A 15906-nucleotide genomic window follows, 5' to 3' on the forward strand; every position below is an offset into this window, starting at 1 on the left:
AGCCCTTCGAAAGAGTGCGTTAACCCTGCGCTGCTAATGCGGTTAGACCATGCGGCCGGCCAAAACCGAGATCATCAAGACTTCCGAGCGGATCGAAGACCGCTCGCCATTGTCTTTGCAGATGCTGCCGGTAGCGTTGCAGGAGCTGCTCGATACGCCGCGCACTGCTGCGCAGCAGGAGTTCATCGATACGCTTCCGATCGCCATTGTGCTGGTCGGCCTGATCGACAAGAAACCTACGATACTGGCGAGAAACACTGCATTCCTGCAGCTTTCGCAGCGTCGCGGCGGCTTCGCGGAAGCCGATGCGGCGCGCGACCTATGTGCCGGTATCGCCTTGCCGCTCATGCCCGAGCTTGCTGACTTCCTTGGCTCGGACGAGCGTGATCGCTCCTTCGACATGCAGGAGGGCGACGGTATCAGCGGCCGCCATTTTGCGGTTCGCCTGTCGCTACTGTCGGTTAGCGAATCACCCGTTCCCCGCTGCATCGTATCGCTGATCGATCGCACCCAGCAGGTCGAAGGCGAGCGCTCACTGCGTTCGCAGATGCTGCGCGACAGCCTGACGGGACTCCCCAATCGCGCAGCATTTGCCGAGCATGTCGAGCATGCGATGGCCAATTTCGAGACAGAGGGTCGTCAGTTCGCGGTGCTGCTGGTCGACCTGACCCGCTTCAGCCGGGTCAACGAAGGCGTCGGTTCACTCGCGGGCGACGAATTGATTATAACCGTCGCGCGCCGGCTGATTTCCGCACTCCGCGCCGGCGACCTGTTGGCGCGTCTGGCCGGTGACGAGTTCGCGGTACTGCTCAATGTGGCGGACGACGCGTCGGAGGCGATGCGTGCAGCCCGCCGCATGATGGCCTGTCTCGCGACCCCGATCCGGCTTGGCGACCTCGAGATCAAGATCGACTGCGCCGTCGGCGTTGCGATGATGTCCCCCACGATCGAAGCGGTCGAGGATCTGATCCGCAATGCCCAGTTCGCGATGAAGCGGGCGAAGCATTCCGGCCATGCCGAAATTTATCAGGCCTGCGACAGCGCAGCGGCGCGCCAGCGCTTCAGCCTGGAAACCGAACTGCGTCGCGCCATCGAGCGCGATCAGCTCCAGCTCGCCTACCAGCCCCTGATCGACCTACATAGCGGCGACGTCATCGGCTTCGAGGCTCTCGCGCGATGGGATCATCCCGAAAAGGGCTCGATCTCGCCAGCCGAATTCATTCCGGTGGCAGAAGAGTCCGGACTGATCGTTCCGCTCGGCCGCTGGGCGCTGCGCGCGGCGACCCGTGCCCTCGCCGAATGGGACCGCAAGGCCGGCGCACCGCTCCCCGTCCACATGGCGGTCAATGTATCTGCGGTGCAGTTCCATCGCGACGATGTCGTCGCGGCCATAAATGCTGCGCTGATGGAGAGCGGAATCGCCGGCAATCGGCTGAAGATAGAGCTGACCGAAAGCTGCATCGTCGGCGATCCGGACGGCATCGCCAATGTTCTTCGCGCAATCCATGATCTCGACGTGCTGATCGCGATGGATGACTTCGGAACCGGCTATTCGAGCCTTGCCTATCTCCAGAAGCTGCCGATCGACGTGCTCAAGATCGACCGCAGCTTCATCGCGCCGATGCTGCACGACGCCGACTCGGTGGCTATCGTGCGCGCGGTACTCGGCCTCGCTTCCGCGCTCGGCATGGCTACGACGGCGGAAGGGGTCGAAACCCAGGAACTGGCTGAGACACTGATCGGCCTGGGCTGCGATGTCGCACAGGGCTATTATTTTGCGCGTCCGCTCCATGCCGACGCGGCATTTGCCTATCTCTCCGCCCGCAAGGCCTGATCGACTTCCTCGGCAGCGATAGCCGCGACGCGTGCGTTGCCGGGAAACTGCTCTGCCATCCATCGCCGTTCGATTGCTTGCAGCGTCGCCGCGACACCTGGCCCGGCGCGCAGCCCCATCGCGATGAGATCGCCGCCGCCGATTGGAAGGCGGGGGCGCACCCACCCGCGCAACTGGTCGATACCGAGCGCGTCCAGATCACGATCGCTGCGCAGCAAGATGTCGCTCGCGACCTCGGGGCCAAACCGGTAGGCGAGGTTGCCGGCCGTAGCATCGTCATCCGATGCAGCCTGTTCAAGGCGCCGCGCCGCAGCCTTGGAGAGCTTCAGCCGCCGAGCGATCGACGAGGCGCTCGCGGCATCGCGCGGCAGCAGTGCGCCCAATCGCCGCAGCGGATCGCCAGCCACGCCAGCCGCTCGTTCGCGCGTGGTCAATCGGGCGAGCCGCTCTACTCCTTCGCCGCCGACCTCGGGGATAATTGGCCGCAGTATCCCCTTGTCGACCATCAGCCGGACCGTAGGTGCGGGATTTTCGCCGCCAAGCAACTTGAGCAATTCGTCAGCAATACGTTCGCGGGAGAGCGCCATCAGGTCGTTGGCGCGCGCGATGCAGGCGGCCAATGCTGCGGGATCGGGGTCGCCTGAACCAAAGCGCTCATGAAAGCGGAACAGCCGCAGGATGCGCAGATGATCCTCGGCGATGCGCTGCAGGGGATCGCCTATGAAGCGGACAAGTCCCTGGGCGAGATCGTCGAGTCCGCCGAAATAGTCGTACACCGCGCCGGTCTCCGGGTCTGCGGACAGCGCGTTGATCGTGAAGTCACGCCGCGCAGCATCCTCGCGCCATTCGTCGGTGAAGGCAACGGTGGCGCGGCGGCCGTCGGTGGCGATGTCGCGGCGCAGCGTCGTGACCTCGACCGGCCCGGAGGGCAGGAGTGCGGTGACCGTGCCATGGGCCATGCCGGTCGGGATCGGCTTGAATCCCGCTGCGGCGATCCGACGGATGCTCTCCTCCGGCAGGAGTCGGGTCGCGCAATCGATGTCCTTGACCGGAAGGCCCAGCAGCGTGTCGCGTACGGCGCCGCCGACAAAGCGGACCAGCCCTTCGTCGCCCCCCATCGCCGCCATGAGCGCGTCCAGCCCGGCGTTGTGTCGCCAGGCGGCATCCGGCAGAGAAATCATGACGGCGATCTGATCGCGGCACGCAGCCGCGGCGCGAAGTCCACGATGAGACCGGCTGTAACGCCCCAGATGCGTTCGTGCGGCCAGTCGATCTCGTAATATTCACGCTCGATGCCATCGAAAATTGTCGACTTTCGCAGGTGCCTTGCCTCGGCCAGCAAGATATCCAGCGGCACTTCGAACAGCCCGGAGACCTCTGCCTCATGGGGCCGCAGATCCAGGCCATCCGGGATGACCGCTATTACTGGCGTAATGAGGTACCCTGTCCTCGTCGCGTGCGATCGGGTGGTGCCGACGATCTCAACCTGCTCGGGGGGGAGGCCGACCTCCTCCCAGGCTTCACGCAGCGCCGCTGCTATCGGACCTTCGTCGCTTGGGTCGATCCGTCCGCCCGGAAAGGCCACCTGGCCCGCATGCGCGCGCAGCCCGGCGTGGCGTACGGTCATCAGCACGCGCGGCTGCGGGGCATCGATGATCGGTACCAGCACGGCAGCATGCGACAGCGATTCGAGGTTTTCCACCTGCTCGCCGACCCAACCCGGAGCGTGGCCGTCGGGTTCAGGATTGGCGGCCAGGCTGCCGCGCAGCCGGCCCGCTAGACCGCTCACTGCGCCTCCAGAACGAAGAATTCGCCTGCGCTCCAGATGCCCACAGGCTCGCTACCCTCGTCCAATGCGATGTTGACCAGCTCATAATAAACCGAACGGGCGATCAGGGCATCGAGGCCCTTTCGTACCCGGACATAGGGATGCGGCCCGTCCGCGCGTTCACGCACCCGAAGCGGGTGTTCGGCGTCGGCGATGACGAGATCGCCGGTGTTCAGCCGGAACGCCAGGCGGCGGTTGGGACCGTTTCCTTCGGCCTTCATCTCCACGGCGACGAAAGGCGCGTCATCGACCAGGATCGAGAGCTTTTCGGCGGGCGTGACCAGCACATAGCTATCGTCGGGTTCGCGCCGCAATATCGTCGAGAACAGCCGCACCATCGCTGGGCGGCCGATCGGCGAGCCTTCGTGAAACCAGGTGCCGTCGCTCGCGATCCGCATATGGCTGTCACCGCAATGGGCGGGATGCCACTTGTCCACGGGCGGGAGCCGGTTTTCCGCGCCAAGCGCGGCGATGTCGCTCAGTGACAGGCCGGCAAGATCGGGTGGCGGATGGCTTTCGGGCATGAGGGGCGATGTGCCGTCAATCGCCGCCCTGCACAAGGGGGCGATCGCAACCGCCGGCGGCGTTCCGCCGGCGGCGTGTCGTGCGGTTCAGGCGATTTTCTGCAAGTCGAGCGCAGGGCTTGGGCGCGGGCCTAGGGCAGCGTGGCTTGGCACCGTCTGGCCAGGGCGTAGCCGCGCCAGAAGCCGGTCGCGATCGACGGGCCCCGGCAGCGTCCAGCCACGTGTATGGCGCGCGGAGAAGCCGAAAAATCGGTCATAATAGATCGCGTCGCCGATCAGCATCATCGGCTCGCTGTCGTCGGCGTCGGCGCGTGCGAGAGCCGCTTCGACCAGCTTGCGCCCGATTCCGTCGCGCTGGCGGTCGGGATGAACCGCGACTGGCCCGACCAGGATCAGCGGCGTTATCCCGCCGTTACTCTCGGTCAGTTGCACCGGCCAACATTGGATTGATCCCAGCAGCACTCCATCCTCGACTGCCGCGAAGCTCAATTCCGGGATCGGCTCGGCAGCCTGGCGCAGCCGGTAGGCAGTGCGCTGCCGACGGTCGGCGCCGAAGGCGAGGTCGAGCAGGGCGTCGATGTCGGACGTGCCAACCGACGCAATGGGTACGAGCTTGATCAATGTAGCCGGGATCCTGGGACTCACTGGAGCGCGGCGTTTAAGGTTCAAAGCCGACCGCCGCAATAACTGTGATTGCGACATGGCAAAACTGGCCTGCTGGCTTTCCATCCAGTCGCGTTTTCCCCACCGTCTGTGGATAGCTTGTGGATAACCATGGTACAGCAGACGTTTCGAAGCCGGACCGTCTCATCGTCGTTCGGCTTGCCCGATTTTCGGGCAGCGCCTATCGGATGCCGCCATGACAGCAGAGTTCGCCCCCCGCAGGACCGCGATCGTCACCGGTGCCGCAAGGCGGATTGGTGCCGAAATCGCCAAGGCGCTCTCCGCGGACGGCTGGGACGTGTTGATTCATTATCGCGACTCGGAGGGTGAGGCGCAGGCGCTGGCCGCCAGCTTGCCAGGCGCGCGGACGGTCCGGGCCGACCTCGCCACGCCTGACGGGCCCGAGCGCATCATAGCGGCGCTCGAAGGCATGCCGCCGCCCGCGCTGCTGGTGAACAGCGCGTCCGCCTTCGTCTATGATGCGCTGGACGATTTCTCGATCGAGAGCTGGGATATGCACATGGCCGCCAATGTGCGGGGGCCGGCTCTGCTGTCGCGGGCTTTCGCCGCGGTGGTGCCGGAAAGGGCGGGCGGATTGATCGTCAACATGCTCGATGCGAAGCTGTCCCAGCCCAACCCCGACTTTTTCTCCTACACAGTGTCGAAGATGGCGTTCGCCGGGGCCAGCGAATTGCTGGCGCGCAGCCTGGCCGGCCGAGGCATCCGCGTGAATGCCATCGCGCCATCGGTCACGCTCGTCTCCGGTCCCCAGAGCCGGGAAAATTTCGAAAAGGTTCATCGCATGAATGCACTGGGGCGTGGCGTCGATGTCGGCGAGATCGTCGCCGCCCTGCGCTTCCTGGTTGCCGTGCCGACGATCACCGGGCAGACGATCACGCTCGACGGCGGTCAGCGCTTCCTGGGCCTGCCGCGCGACGTCCAGTTCATGGAGCTCTGATGGATCCCGCCTCGCTTGACGGCCTTGTGCCCGAACATCTTCTGCCGCGCACCCGGCGGATCATATTGCGCGATTTTGCGGTGCCTGTGGATATCGGCTTTCACGACTTCGAAGTCGGCAATCCGCAGCGCGTGTTCGTCACCGTGGAGCTGTGGCTGGACGAGGCCAGTTTCGCTGCGGTCGACGATGTCGCGGCCGCCTGGGATTACGACTTCCTCCGTTCTGAAATTCTGCGGCTCGTAGAGGGCCGGCGCTATAATCTGCAGGAAACGCTCGTTCGCGAAATCTATATGCTGGTGGCGGCGCGAGCAGGCGTGCAGGGCCTTCGCATCGCGACGAGCAAGCCGGACGTCTATCCCGACTGCAGAGCGGTCGGCGTGGAGCTGAGCTCCTTCCGATAGCCCGAACGCGCCGTGGCGCAGAAGGAGTACTTCATCTTTGTCCGAGGGTTCGGCCGCAGGCGCCGAGCTGGTCGAGCACGAAGCGATAATCCTCCCGCACTGCTGCAGCATCTCCTTCCGACAGCGCTGCAACGCTCGCATCGGGAATCCGCGAAGGCAGGAAACAGGCGAGCCGATACCAGAGCAAGCTGTCCCTGGCAGGCGCGCGGGCGCTGTCGTCGACCATCTCGCCCAGCGCCACCGCCCATTGCGGCTGCTCCGCGGGACGACGCAAGACCGACAGCGAGATCGGGCGGTTGTCACGCGTGGTGAGGAAAATCTGAGATTCGCTTTCGCCGGGAATCGCGCCAGGCACATGAAAGGCGCTGCCGATCCCCGTAACAATCGGCGGTGCGGCGGGCGAAATCGCCTCGGTAAGAATCGCTCTGAGCCGCGATTCGTTCGTTTGCGTCCAATCGAGCTGCGAATAAGGCGAAGTGAGCCGGAGCTCCAGCGGGCGCCCCGGGACGCGGTCTGCAAACAGGATGAACCGCGCTTTCTTCAGCTTTTGCGGCTTGCCGCCGGCATCGAGCGGGACGTCGACAATATAACTGACCGTACCTGGCATGCCGTCGGCACCCCGGAGCAGAATCATCGTCGTCGCCTGTATCAGAAATCGGGCTCGACCGGCTGCCAGACCGGGCGCCAAGGCTCCTTTCAATCGCTCCGCTTTGACCACCGAAACCCCCGCAACGATGGGCGCGGTCAGGGCCAGATCGGCCAGATCGGCGTAGGAAAGGCCTGAATTTACAAGGTCCGCAGCGCGCGCGGCAGCATCTGTCTGGGCCATAGCCGACATGATGGGCGTAACCATGCCGACCAGGCATAAAGCAAAGGCCGTGCCAAATCTGAGTTGGCGGCGGCGGTTATCCAGTAGATGCATCGATCGGATCCTCGTTTCCGCATGTTCCAACCCCTCAATAGCGGTGAAGCAGTGGGTGCGGAATGGCCGAAAACCATAGCTCCATGGCGTTTCGCTTATTGCGTCGAACGAACTGTCGCGATAAGGACACACCTCCGCTAAATATCAAATCATGTTATGGCGGGTAGGGGCCGGGCGCCAATGAGCTGTCATTGGTGAAATTCCGGCCTTTTGCAGGCTTATGGATTGGAGGGAGTGTCGTTCCTTAATGGCTTACGCTGATCAATCGATGAGCACCCGCAAGGCGGTGTCGATTGCGCTGGTGATTCTGCTTCATGCGATCATCGGGTACGCCTTCGTCACCGGGCTTGCGTATAACGTCGTCAAGAAGGTGGCTCGCGACCTGAAGACCTTCGACGTTGATGAAGAGGCTCCTCCGCCCCCGGACAAGCCGCCGCCCCCGCCCCCCGAAACAAAGATCGAGCCGCCGCCCGTCGTCGCGCCACCACCGATCGTCCAGGTGCAGGCGCCGGTCGCTCCGACTATCGTGAACGTTCCGGTCGCTCCGCCGCCGGTGATCCACGCAACTGCGCCGCCGGCTCCGCCGACCGTCGCACCCGTGCGTGCGACACCTAAGGGGAACTTCCAGTCCCTCATGTCCACCGACGACTATCCTTCGGCTTCGCTGCGCGCGAATGAAGAGGGCACCGTGGCCTACAGGCTCGATGTCGGTACGGACGGCAGGGTCACCGGATGCACAGTCACGTCCAGCAGCGGATTTCCGCGGCTCGATCAGACTTCCTGCACGCTGCTCCAGCGTCGTGGGCGGTTCAATCCGGGCAAGGACTCGTCGGGCAACCCGACCACAAGCGTGTACAACGGTCGGTTCACCTGGAGGATTCCGAAGGATTGACCTTCCGGCGGAGCGGGTCGCCCGACTGGCTCCGCCTGACCACCCATTGCAGAGACAGTTTCAGAGAAGGAAATTCAGTTTATGGCTACTCCCGCAGCCGCAGGTTCCAACCCCTATGGCCTTATGGCCGCTCTCGAGCAGGGCGGTACGATTGCATGGACGGTTTTCATCATCCTCGTCGTGATGTCGGCGGCGTCCTGGTACATCATGTTCACGAAGCTGCTCGAGCAGCAGAAGATCCTGAACCAGGGTAAGCGCGCGCGCGCCACCTTCTGGACCGCGCCCAGCCTGCGCGATGGCCAGGCGAAGCTGGAGAAGAACTCGGCCTATCGCCAGATCGTCGACGACGGCCTGGTCGCTCAGGACCAGCACACGAAGCTGACCGATCCCGTCGACCAGCATGAGTGGCTGACCGGCTCGCTTTCCCGCAGCCAGGCGTTGATCAACTCGAAGCTGGGCAACGGCCTTGCGGTGCTCGCCACGGTCGGTTCGACCTCGCCGTTCATCGGTCTGTTCGGCACGGTTATCGGCATCTACCGCGCGCTCATCAAGATCGGTGCTGCCGGTCAGGCTTCGATCGACGCCGTTGCCGGCCCGGTCGGTGAGGCTCTGATCATGACCGCACTCGGTCTCGCCGTGGCCGTGCCGGCCGTGCTCGGCTACAACTGGCTGATCCGCCGCAACAAGGTGGTAGCAGAGCAGTTGGCGGCCTTCTCGACCGATCTCCATGGCTACATGGTGTCGGCCGGTGCGGTGAAGCCCGCGACCATGACGAAGGCGGCTCCGGCGCCTGCCGTCAAGAAGTGATCGGCGGATGAACGGTGGCGGGCGCACGCTGCGCCCGCCCCGTTCTCGAGGAAGTTATGGCCCGGAAGCGGCGCGACGCGCCGATGCTCCGATATGCCGCCAAGTAGATAGGATTTGTGCCGATGGCCATGAGTGCGGGCCCCGCCGAAAACGACGCCCCGATGTCGGACATCAACACGACGCCGCTCGTCGACGTCATGCTGGTGCTTCTGATCATCTTCCTGATTACGGTTCCGGTCGTGATCCAGACCGTTCCCGTCAAGTTGCCGAACGTGGTGTTCGAGCCCACGACGACCAAGCCGGAGAATGTGGCACTGACCGTGCGTGCTTCCCCAAGCGGCGCCTGCCAGGTCTACTGGGGCCAGACCCCGGTGACCGCTCAGGAACTGATCGATCGTGCCGTCGTGAAGCTGCGGAAGGAAATCGATCGCCAGGGTGGCCCGAATGCCCCCGGTCTCGAACTGCCTGAAGTCCACATCCGCGGTGACATCAACACGCCCTATCGTTGCATCGGGGGCGCCGTGTACAACATGCAACGCGCTGGATTTACCCGCGTCGGCTTCATTTCCGAGCCGCCCCCGGGCATGGTTCACGAGCGTAGCTGATCTCGCTTTTCAGGAGTTTTAGTCATGGCAATGGCCGCAAGTACCACCGAAGGCGAGCCCATGATGGACATCAACACCACGCCGTTGATCGACGTGATGTTGGTGCTGCTGATCATGTTCATCATTACCATTCCAATCCAGACCCACGCGGTGAAGCTTGATTTGCCGGTCAATGACAACAACACCAATCCTCCGCCGGTCGATCCGGTGAAGAACAAGGTTGTCATCACGCCAGCGGGGGAAGTGCTCTGGAATGGCAGCCCGATCGATCTGGTCCGGCTTCGTCAGTATCTGGACATCACCCAGACGATGAACCCGATCCCGGAGCTGCATCTGCAGCCCGATCCGCAGGCGCGTTACGTGCTCGTTGACCAGGTTCTGGCCGTCACCAAGCGTGCGCAGGTCGAAAAGATGGGCTTCGTCGGTAACGAGGCTTATGGCGGCGCCTTCTGAGGTCGCTTTCACAGCCTGAATAAGTAAAGGGCGGCCTTGCGGGGCCGCCCTTTTTCTTTGGTGCTGTCGATGTTCAGTCGGCGGGACAACAGCTCAGGTCAGTGCCGCATATTCCCGTAGCGGTGTTTCGGGGCGCGCGCCGAAGTGCGAAATGACTTCCGCCGCTGCGAGGCCGGCGATACGGGCGCATTCGCCGAGCGGCAGGTCTCGCGTCAGCCCGTAGAGGAAGCCGGCGGCATAGAGGTCCCCCGCGCCGGTGGTGTCGACCACGCGCGCGACCGGTGCGGCCGGGCTGCTGATCCGCTCTGTGCCGCGCACCACCACCGAGCCCTGAGCACCTAAAGTGATCGCCGCGAGATCGACCATCCCGCTGACCTGGGCAAGCGCTGCCTCGATGTCGTCGGTTTCGAACAAAGCCAGCAATTCCGTCTCGTTCGCGAACAAGATATCTATGCGGTTCGCGACGAGGTCGAGGAAGGCCTCGCGATGCCGCACCACGCAGAAGGCATCGGACAGCGAAAGCGCGACCTTCCGCCCCGCGGCATGGGCGAAGTCGGCGGCACGGTGAAACGCGTCCTTCGCGTGCGGCTCGTCGTACAGATAGCCTTCGAGATAGGTGATCCTGGCGGAGGCGACGAGTGCTTCGTCGATATCGGCCGCGGTCAGATTCACGCAGGCGCCAAGATAGGTGTTCATCGTCCGCTCGGCATCGGAGGTGACGAAGATGATGCAGCGCGCCGTGGCGGGCCCATCGGAAGCCATCGCGGTGGTGAAGCGTACGCCTCCAGCCAGTAGGTCGTGCCGATAGGCCGCACCCAGTTCATCGTCGCGCAGCTTGCCGATATAGCCGCAGGCTGCGCCTAGCGAACCCAGGCCCGCGATGGTGTTGCCGGCCGATCCGCCCGAGGCGCGGGTGGCCGGGCCCATCGCGGCATAGAGCCGCTCGGCGGTCGGCTCGTCGATCAGGGTCATTCCGCCCTTGGCAAGCTGGTGCTGGTCGAGGAAATCATCCTCGGCATGGGCGATCAGGTCGATGATCGCATTGCCGATCCCGACGACGTCGAGGGTCGCTTCGGTCATTATATGCCCCTGCGCTGGGCGGGTGCGCCCGTGGAAAAATTATGGCAAAGCCGGCTGCTCCATGCCGCGCGCGATCCGCGCGGGCAAGCCCAACCTATGACTGAACGGCCGCCTCATGCTCGACGAACTTGACGATCTCCTGCGCAAGGCCCGCGCCTGGGTGGGGGAGGGCCACGGCGTCGCGATCGCCACCGTCATCGAAACCTGGGGATCGGCGCCGCGGCGGCGCGGTTCGCATGCGATCGTCCGCGACGACGGATTGTTCGAGGGGTCGGTGAGCGGCGGATGCGTCGAAGGAGATGTCATCGTCGCGGCCCAGGCGCTGATCCGCTCGGGCGGTGGTCATGAACGGCACGACTATGGCGTGCAGGATGACAATGCCTGGGCCTTTGGCCTGGCCTGTGGCGGCAGGATTTCCGTGCTGATCCAGACCATCGACGCCGAGCATTATCCGCCTGCGCTCCTCGATCGCGTCATCCAGCAGCGCGGGGAAGGACTCGGGGTTGCCGTCAGCACCGACCTCGCCAGCGGGGCTAGCACCGAGGGCGCGCCGGCGAGCGAGGAAAGCTACATCAATCACTATTCCCCGCCGCTTCGGATGATGATCGTCGGCGCCGTGCATGTCAGCCAGAGCCTGGTGCCGCTGGCCCGGCAGCTCGGCTATCATGTGCTGGTGGTCGATCCGCGCGACAGCTTTGCGGCTGCGAGCCGCTTCGCCGGTATCGATATAGACACGCGCTGGCCTGATGAGGCGTTCGCCGATTGGAGGCCGGACGCCGGCACCGCGGTGGTCACGCTGACTCACGACTCCAAGATCGACGATCCTGCGCTGGCCGCCGCACTGCGCAGCAATGCCTTCTATATCGCGGCGCTTGGCTCTCGCCGTACGCATGCGGCCCGACTGGAGCGGCTCGCAGCACTTGGCTTCTCGCCCGAGGCGCTGGCTCGCGTCGACGGGCCGGCCGGGCTCGCGATCGGCGCCGCCACCCCTGCAGAGATCGCGCTATCGATCCTGGCGGGCGCGACGGCAGCGTTGCGCGGCGCGTGACGGTCGGCGCCATCCTCCTCGCGGCAGGCAGCGCGCGGCGGATGGGCGAGAACAAGCTGCTCGCGGACCTTGGCGGCAAGCCGCTCATCCTGCATGCCTGCGAGGCGATCGCCGCAGCCGGGCTCGAAGGGCCGATCATCGCGGTCGCGCCCGGCAGCAGGGTGGCGGCGCTGCTCGAGCGACGAGCGGTGCTCGTCGAGGTTGCCGACCACGCGCTCGGCATGGGGTGTTCCCTGGCGGCGGCAGCCCGCGTTGCGCCATCCCACTGGATGGCCGCGATAGTCTGCTTGGGAGACATGCCGTTCGTTCAGGCCTCCACGCTGATGGCGCTCGCGCAACGAGCATCGGCCGACGCGATCGTCCGGCCCTGCTATGAGCAGCGACCGGGCAATCCGGTGCTGTGGGGGCGCGACCATTTCGGCGAGCTGGCGGCACTGACCGGCGACCTGGGCGGCCGGGCGCTGTTCGCGCGTCATCCGGCGACCTTGCTGGACTGCGACGATCCGGGAGTGGAGATCGATGTCGACACGCCCGAGGCGCTGGAACGGGCTCGGCGTCTCATCGCTGCATGAGGGCTCGGGTCAGAGCGTCCGTAATGCTGCCGCCGGCCGCGCCGCCAAGGTAGGCAGGGAGCCGAGCATGCCGATCCCCAGCGTTCCTACTGCGCCGGCTGCCAGCGTTGCCAGCACCACGCTCCAGTCGGGCGCCCAGCGAAGCTCAAAGATGCCGGTGACGATGTACCAGCCGGCGGCTGTGCCGACGGCAAGCGCGAGCCCGGCGACAATGATGGAGAGCAGGGCGTATTCGATCGCCTGCGCCGCGAGGATCTGCCGCCGGCTCGCGCCGAGCAGCTTCAGCAGCACCGCGTCGTAGAGCCGTGCGCGTCGTGATGCGGCGATCGCGCCGATAAGCACGGCGATGCCGGCAGCCAGCGTCACCGAGGCCGCAGCGCGTATCGCCGTGGCGAGCTGGCCGAAGACCTGGGAGACCTGGCTGACCACGTCCTTGACGCGGATCAGCGATACCGAGGGAAAGGCGCCGATAACCGCCTTGTTCACCGCAGCCTCGCGCGCATCGGGAAGGGTGATTGTCGCCATATAGCTATGGGGCGCCGCCTCGAGCGTGCCTGGTGCGAAGACGATGCCGAAGTTGAATCCCATCGTCTCCCAGTTCACCCGGCGGATCGAGGCGATCTTTGCATCGATCTCCACCCCGAGCACCGACAGCGTCATCGCATCTCCAGGCTTGAGGGCGAGAGCCTTGGCCGCCTGCTCCTCGATCGAGACGAGCGGCGGGCCGGCATAGTCGGCAGGCCACCATTTGCCCGCGACGATCTCATTGCCCTGCGGCAGGACCGATGCATAGGTGAGGCCACGGTCGCCGTTCAGGATCCAGGCGCCCTTGGGCACCGGCTTCATGTCGGCGACACGCACCCCCCGGACTGCCACCACCGAACCGCGCAATGACGGTACACTGGTGATCTCCGCGTCGGGTGCTTTGGAGTGGACGGTGTGGCGGAACTGATCGATGCCATCGGTGGGCACGTCCAGCACGAAAAAGTTCGGCGCCGTCGCCGGGATGGTGCGCTCGATCTGGTTCGAGAGGTTGGTCTGCAGCACCGCGAGCATCACGAACAGGGTGAGGCCGAGGCCGAGCGCCACGATGAGGCGATCGGTCTGTGCCGCCGGCCGATGCAGGTTAGCGATGGCGAGGCGGAGTAGCGGCCGCCGGGGGCGAGGCACGGCGCGCGCGCCACGGCGGACGAGCCAGCCTATTGCGCCGAGCAGCGCGAAGACGGCGATGGTGCCTCCGAGGAATCCCGCGCTGAGCAGGGGATCGCGGGCGGTGCCGATCGCAAGCGCCGCAATGCCTGCGCTTGCGCCGGCCATGGGTGCCAAAACCTTCCAACGCGGGAGGCCGAACGGCTCGATCCGCGCCCGGAAGATCGCCGCGGGACTGACCTGCCCCGCGCGGGCAAGCGGGGCGAGGCTGAACAGCAAGGCCGCGAGCAGGCCATAGCCGGCGCTGACCAGCAGCGGCAGCGGGAAAAGCGCGAAATGCGGTTCTACAGGCAGGACGTCGCCGGCGACTGCGCCGACCAGCGCAGGGACGGCGGCGCCGGCCACCAGTCCCGCGACGATCGCGCCGGTTGCGACCAGGGCGATCTGGATCAGGTAGATGCGGAAGATGCTGCGCGACGACGCGCCCAGTATCTTCAGGGTCGCGATGCCCGGCCGCCGTTGGTCGAGCCAGGACGAGACCCCGTTGCCGACACCGATGCCGGCCACGATCAGCGCCGTCAGCCCCACAAGGGTGAGGAATTGCCCGAGTTGTTCAACCGTGCGCCGCAACCCGCGCGCAGCATTGCTGCGATCGGTGACTTCCCAGTTGGCATCGTGAAATCGGTCATCCAGCCGCTCCGCGATCGCATGCGCATCCTGATTGCCGGAGAGGCGGATACGGTAGCGGGCTGTGTAGAGGCTGCCGGGTTGAACGAGCCGGGTCGCCGCCAGCCCCTGCTGCGACAGGAGAATCGTCGGGCCGAGGGTGAAGCCCTCGCCAACGCGATCGGGTTCGTCGGCGATGAGGCCGGTCACGCGCAGCGTCGTATCGCCGACGCGGATGCGATCGCCAACGCGGAGCGACAGCCGCTCGGCAAGTTCGGGGGCGACGGCGACACCGAGACCGGCCGGGCGGGGAGCGAGCGCGCCCGGTGCGAGCCTGAGCGCGCCGTAGAGGGGCCAGCGATCATCGACCCCCTTCAGTTCGGCGAGCACCGAAGCCTCACCATCGACGCGCGATGCCATGGCTCGCATACGGACGCTGGTCGAGACGATGCCGACACGGGAAAAGGCCGTGCGTTCGACCGGCGTAGCTTGGCGCTGGGCGACTCGCATCTCGATGTCGCCGCCCAATATTTCCTGGCCGCGGGCGTCCAGCTCAGCGGTGATCGCCTCGCCGAGGCTGCCGACGCCGGCCAGCCCGGCAACGCCCAGGAACAGGCAGACGACCAGCAGGCGCAGACCCCGCAGGCCCCCGCGCATCTCACGCAGTGCTAGCGTCCACGCGATGTTCATGCGGCCGAGCGGTCCGATATGATCTGTCCGTCCCGCATCTCGACGACCCGGCGGCAGCGCTTGGCGAGTTCGGGATCATGCGTGATCACCAGCAACGTGGCGCCCGTTTCGCGTTGGCGATCGAACAGCAGGTCCATGATCCCCGCGCCGGTTGCTGCGTCTAGATTGCCGGTGGGCTCATCCGCGAAGAGGATGACGGGGCGTGGCGCGGTCGCGCGGGCGATGGCGACGCGCTGCTGTTCGCCGCCCGATAGCTGGGCCGGATAATGATCGAGCCGATGACCAAGGCCCACAGCCTCCAGTTCGGCGCGCGCGCGTGAGAAGGCCTCGGCTTCGCCGGCGAGCTCGAGGGGGACGGCGACATTCTCGAGCGCGGTCATCGTCGGAAGCAGGTGAAAGGCCTGCAGGATGATGCCGATCCGTCCCCGCCGCGCGGCGGCGAGGCCATCCTCGTCGAGCCGGGTGAAATCGAGCCCCGCCACGCTGATGCCGCCGGCATCGGCCCGCTCCAGCCCCGATAGGATCGCCATCAGCGACGACTTGCCGGAGCCCGATGGCCCGAGCAGAGCGACCGTTTCGCCGCCGCCAATGGCGATGTCGATGCTTTTGAGGATCTCGACCCGCGCCGACCCTTTGCCCAGCGCGAGACGAACGGCGCTGGCGTCGATGATGGGTAATGTCATGGGGGCCGGGCGATCCTGTTTCGTTGCTGTACTGCAACATGAGGATCGTGGACGGCACTATCAATGGGGCGCGCGTGGTTTCACAAGGATTCCTGTTCCCCGCCGCGGCGGGAGCGAGCAAGCCCAGGATC

The 15906-nt window shown here is 65.4% G+C and carries 17 protein-coding genes; 9 read left to right on the forward strand and 8 right to left on the reverse strand.

The genetic code is table 11. From position 1 onward, the window contains the following. Positions 1–49: 49 nt before the first annotated feature. Positions 50–1834: a putative bifunctional diguanylate cyclase/phosphodiesterase gene (locus AAC645_RS00865; RefSeq protein ID WP_340313136.1), complete on the forward strand. Its 1785-nt coding sequence runs from the start codon at positions 50–52 to the stop codon at positions 1832–1834. Here AAC645_RS00865 and AAC645_RS00870 read toward each other — a convergent pair. The 4 genes from AAC645_RS00870 to AAC645_RS00885 all read right to left on the reverse strand — a co-directional run bounded on the left by AAC645_RS00870 (position 1810) and on the right by AAC645_RS00885 (position 4807). Continuing rightward, positions 1810–3015, reverse strand: a complete 1206-nt coding sequence (locus AAC645_RS00870; protein ID WP_340313137.1) for a CCA tRNA nucleotidyltransferase — start codon at positions 3013–3015, stop codon at positions 1810–1812. The genes AAC645_RS00865 and AAC645_RS00870 overlap by 25 nt on opposite strands. Further along, positions 3012–3623, reverse strand: a complete 612-nt coding sequence (locus AAC645_RS00875) for a CoA pyrophosphatase (protein ID WP_340313138.1) — start codon at positions 3621–3623, stop codon at positions 3012–3014. Before AAC645_RS00875 ends, AAC645_RS00870 begins: the two co-directional genes overlap by 4 nt. Next, positions 3620–4186 carry a DUF1285 domain-containing protein gene (locus tag AAC645_RS00880; protein WP_340313139.1) on the reverse strand — a complete coding sequence of 189 codons (567 nt, stop codon included), beginning with the start codon at positions 4184–4186 and terminating at the stop codon, positions 3620–3622. Before AAC645_RS00880 ends, AAC645_RS00875 begins: the two co-directional genes overlap by 4 nt. Before the next feature lie 87 nt (positions 4187–4273). Then, on the reverse strand, positions 4274–4807 hold the full coding sequence (locus AAC645_RS00885) for a GNAT family N-acetyltransferase (RefSeq protein ID WP_340313140.1): 534 nt from the start codon (positions 4805–4807) through the stop codon (positions 4274–4276). A 238-nt stretch (positions 4808–5045) separates the two neighbouring features. On the opposite strand from AAC645_RS00885, the gene AAC645_RS00890 reads away from it, so the two are divergent. Together AAC645_RS00890 and AAC645_RS00895 are read left to right on the forward strand one after the other, a co-directional pair. Then, positions 5046–5807, forward strand: a complete 762-nt coding sequence (locus AAC645_RS00890) for an SDR family oxidoreductase (RefSeq protein WP_340313141.1) — start codon at positions 5046–5048, stop codon at positions 5805–5807. Further along, complete coding sequence (locus tag AAC645_RS00895; RefSeq protein ID WP_340313142.1) at positions 5807–6208, forward strand: dihydroneopterin aldolase; 402 nt, start codon at positions 5807–5809, stop codon at positions 6206–6208. Before AAC645_RS00890 ends, AAC645_RS00895 begins: the two co-directional genes overlap by 1 nt. 31 nt (positions 6209–6239) lie before the next feature. On the opposite strand, the gene AAC645_RS00900 is transcribed toward AAC645_RS00895, so the two are convergent. Next, positions 6240–7046, reverse strand: a complete 807-nt coding sequence (locus tag AAC645_RS00900) for a hypothetical protein (RefSeq protein ID WP_422785776.1) — start codon at positions 7044–7046, stop codon at positions 6240–6242. Between the two features lie 331 nt (positions 7047–7377). On the opposite strand from AAC645_RS00900, the gene AAC645_RS00905 reads away from it, so the two are divergent. From AAC645_RS00905 to AAC645_RS00920, 4 genes are all read left to right on the forward strand, one after another. After that, the gene (locus AAC645_RS00905; protein WP_340313145.1) at positions 7378–8022 is read left to right on the forward strand and encodes an energy transducer TonB; all 645 of its coding nucleotides are present in this window, start codon (positions 7378–7380) and stop codon (positions 8020–8022) included. A gap of 81 nt (positions 8023–8103) precedes the next feature. Next, positions 8104–8829, forward strand: a complete 726-nt coding sequence (locus AAC645_RS00910; RefSeq protein WP_340313146.1) for a MotA/TolQ/ExbB proton channel family protein — start codon at positions 8104–8106, stop codon at positions 8827–8829. Positions 8830–8951: 122 nt separating this feature from the next. After that, the gene (locus AAC645_RS00915; RefSeq protein WP_340313147.1) at positions 8952–9434 is read left to right on the forward strand and encodes an ExbD/TolR family protein; all 483 of its coding nucleotides are present in this window, start codon (positions 8952–8954) and stop codon (positions 9432–9434) included. 24 nt (positions 9435–9458) lie between these two features. After that, positions 9459–9887 carry an ExbD/TolR family protein gene (locus AAC645_RS00920; protein ID WP_340313148.1) on the forward strand — a complete coding sequence of 143 codons (429 nt, stop codon included), beginning with the start codon at positions 9459–9461 and terminating at the stop codon, positions 9885–9887. Between the two features lie 93 nt (positions 9888–9980). Here AAC645_RS00920 and AAC645_RS00925 read toward each other — a convergent pair whose 3' ends face one another. Next, on the reverse strand, positions 9981–10967 hold the full coding sequence (locus AAC645_RS00925; RefSeq protein WP_340313150.1) for an adenosine kinase: 987 nt from the start codon (positions 10965–10967) through the stop codon (positions 9981–9983). A 115-nt stretch (positions 10968–11082) separates the two neighbouring features. Here AAC645_RS00925 and AAC645_RS00930 point away from each other — a divergent pair, with 115 nt between their 5' ends. Both AAC645_RS00930 and AAC645_RS00935 read left to right on the forward strand, forming a co-directional pair. Next, positions 11083–12015, forward strand: a complete 933-nt coding sequence (locus AAC645_RS00930) for an XdhC family protein (RefSeq protein WP_340313151.1) — start codon at positions 11083–11085, stop codon at positions 12013–12015. Beyond that, on the forward strand, positions 12012–12587 hold the full coding sequence (locus AAC645_RS00935) for a nucleotidyltransferase family protein (protein ID WP_340313152.1): 576 nt from the start codon (positions 12012–12014) through the stop codon (positions 12585–12587). Before AAC645_RS00930 ends, AAC645_RS00935 begins: the two co-directional genes overlap by 4 nt. A 9-nt stretch (positions 12588–12596) precedes the next feature. On the opposite strand, the gene AAC645_RS00940 is transcribed toward AAC645_RS00935, so the two are convergent. Together AAC645_RS00940 and AAC645_RS00945 are read right to left on the reverse strand one after the other, a co-directional pair. Then, a complete protein-coding gene (locus AAC645_RS00940) occupies positions 12597–15092 on the reverse strand; it encodes an ABC transporter permease (protein ID WP_340313153.1) in 2496 nt (831 codons plus the stop codon). Then, entirely contained in the window at positions 15089–15775 is a 687-nt protein-coding gene (locus tag AAC645_RS00945; RefSeq protein ID WP_340313154.1) for an ABC transporter ATP-binding protein, read from the reverse strand. The genes AAC645_RS00940 and AAC645_RS00945 overlap by 4 nt, the downstream gene beginning before the upstream one ends. Positions 15776–15906: the final 131 nt, after the last annotated feature.

Origin of the sequence: Rhizorhabdus argentea, assembly GCF_037861105.1 — a bacterium.
GTDB lineage: Bacteria > Pseudomonadota > Alphaproteobacteria > Sphingomonadales > Sphingomonadaceae > Rhizorhabdus > Rhizorhabdus argentea.

What these genes read in the sequence shown, in the direction of transcription:
- AAC645_RS00895 (WP_340313142.1), top strand. Translation starts at nt 5,807, where the DNA reads ATGGATCCCGCCTCGCTTGACGGCCTTGTGCCCGAACATCTTCTGCCG.
- AAC645_RS00880 (WP_340313139.1), bottom strand. Translation starts at nt 4,186, where the DNA reads ATGCCCGAAAGCCATCCGCCACCCGATCTTGCCGGCCTGTCACTGAGC.
- AAC645_RS00905 (WP_340313145.1), top strand. Translation starts at nt 7,378, where the DNA reads ATGGCTTACGCTGATCAATCGATGAGCACCCGCAAGGCGGTGTCGATT.
- AAC645_RS00915 (WP_340313147.1), top strand. Translation starts at nt 8,952, where the DNA reads ATGGCCATGAGTGCGGGCCCCGCCGAAAACGACGCCCCGATGTCGGAC.
- AAC645_RS00900 (WP_422785776.1), bottom strand. Translation starts at nt 7,046, where the DNA reads ATGTCGGCTATGGCCCAGACAGATGCTGCCGCGCGCGCTGCGGACCTT.
- AAC645_RS00890 (WP_340313141.1), top strand. Translation starts at nt 5,046, where the DNA reads ATGACAGCAGAGTTCGCCCCCCGCAGGACCGCGATCGTCACCGGTGCC.
- AAC645_RS00930 (WP_340313151.1), top strand. Translation starts at nt 11,083, where the DNA reads ATGCTCGACGAACTTGACGATCTCCTGCGCAAGGCCCGCGCCTGGGTG.
- AAC645_RS00910 (WP_340313146.1), top strand. Translation starts at nt 8,104, where the DNA reads ATGGCTACTCCCGCAGCCGCAGGTTCCAACCCCTATGGCCTTATGGCC.
- AAC645_RS00870 (WP_340313137.1), bottom strand. Translation starts at nt 3,015, where the DNA reads ATGATTTCTCTGCCGGATGCCGCCTGGCGACACAACGCCGGGCTGGAC.
- AAC645_RS00945 (WP_340313154.1), bottom strand. Translation starts at nt 15,775, where the DNA reads ATGACATTACCCATCATCGACGCCAGCGCCGTTCGTCTCGCGCTGGGC.
- AAC645_RS00865 (WP_340313136.1), top strand. Translation starts at nt 50, where the DNA reads ATGCGGCCGGCCAAAACCGAGATCATCAAGACTTCCGAGCGGATCGAA.
- AAC645_RS00925 (WP_340313150.1), bottom strand. Translation starts at nt 10,967, where the DNA reads ATGACCGAAGCGACCCTCGACGTCGTCGGGATCGGCAATGCGATCATC.
- AAC645_RS00920 (WP_340313148.1), top strand. Translation starts at nt 9,459, where the DNA reads ATGGCAATGGCCGCAAGTACCACCGAAGGCGAGCCCATGATGGACATC.
- AAC645_RS00940 (WP_340313153.1), bottom strand. Translation starts at nt 15,092, where the DNA reads ATGAACATCGCGTGGACGCTAGCACTGCGTGAGATGCGCGGGGGCCTG.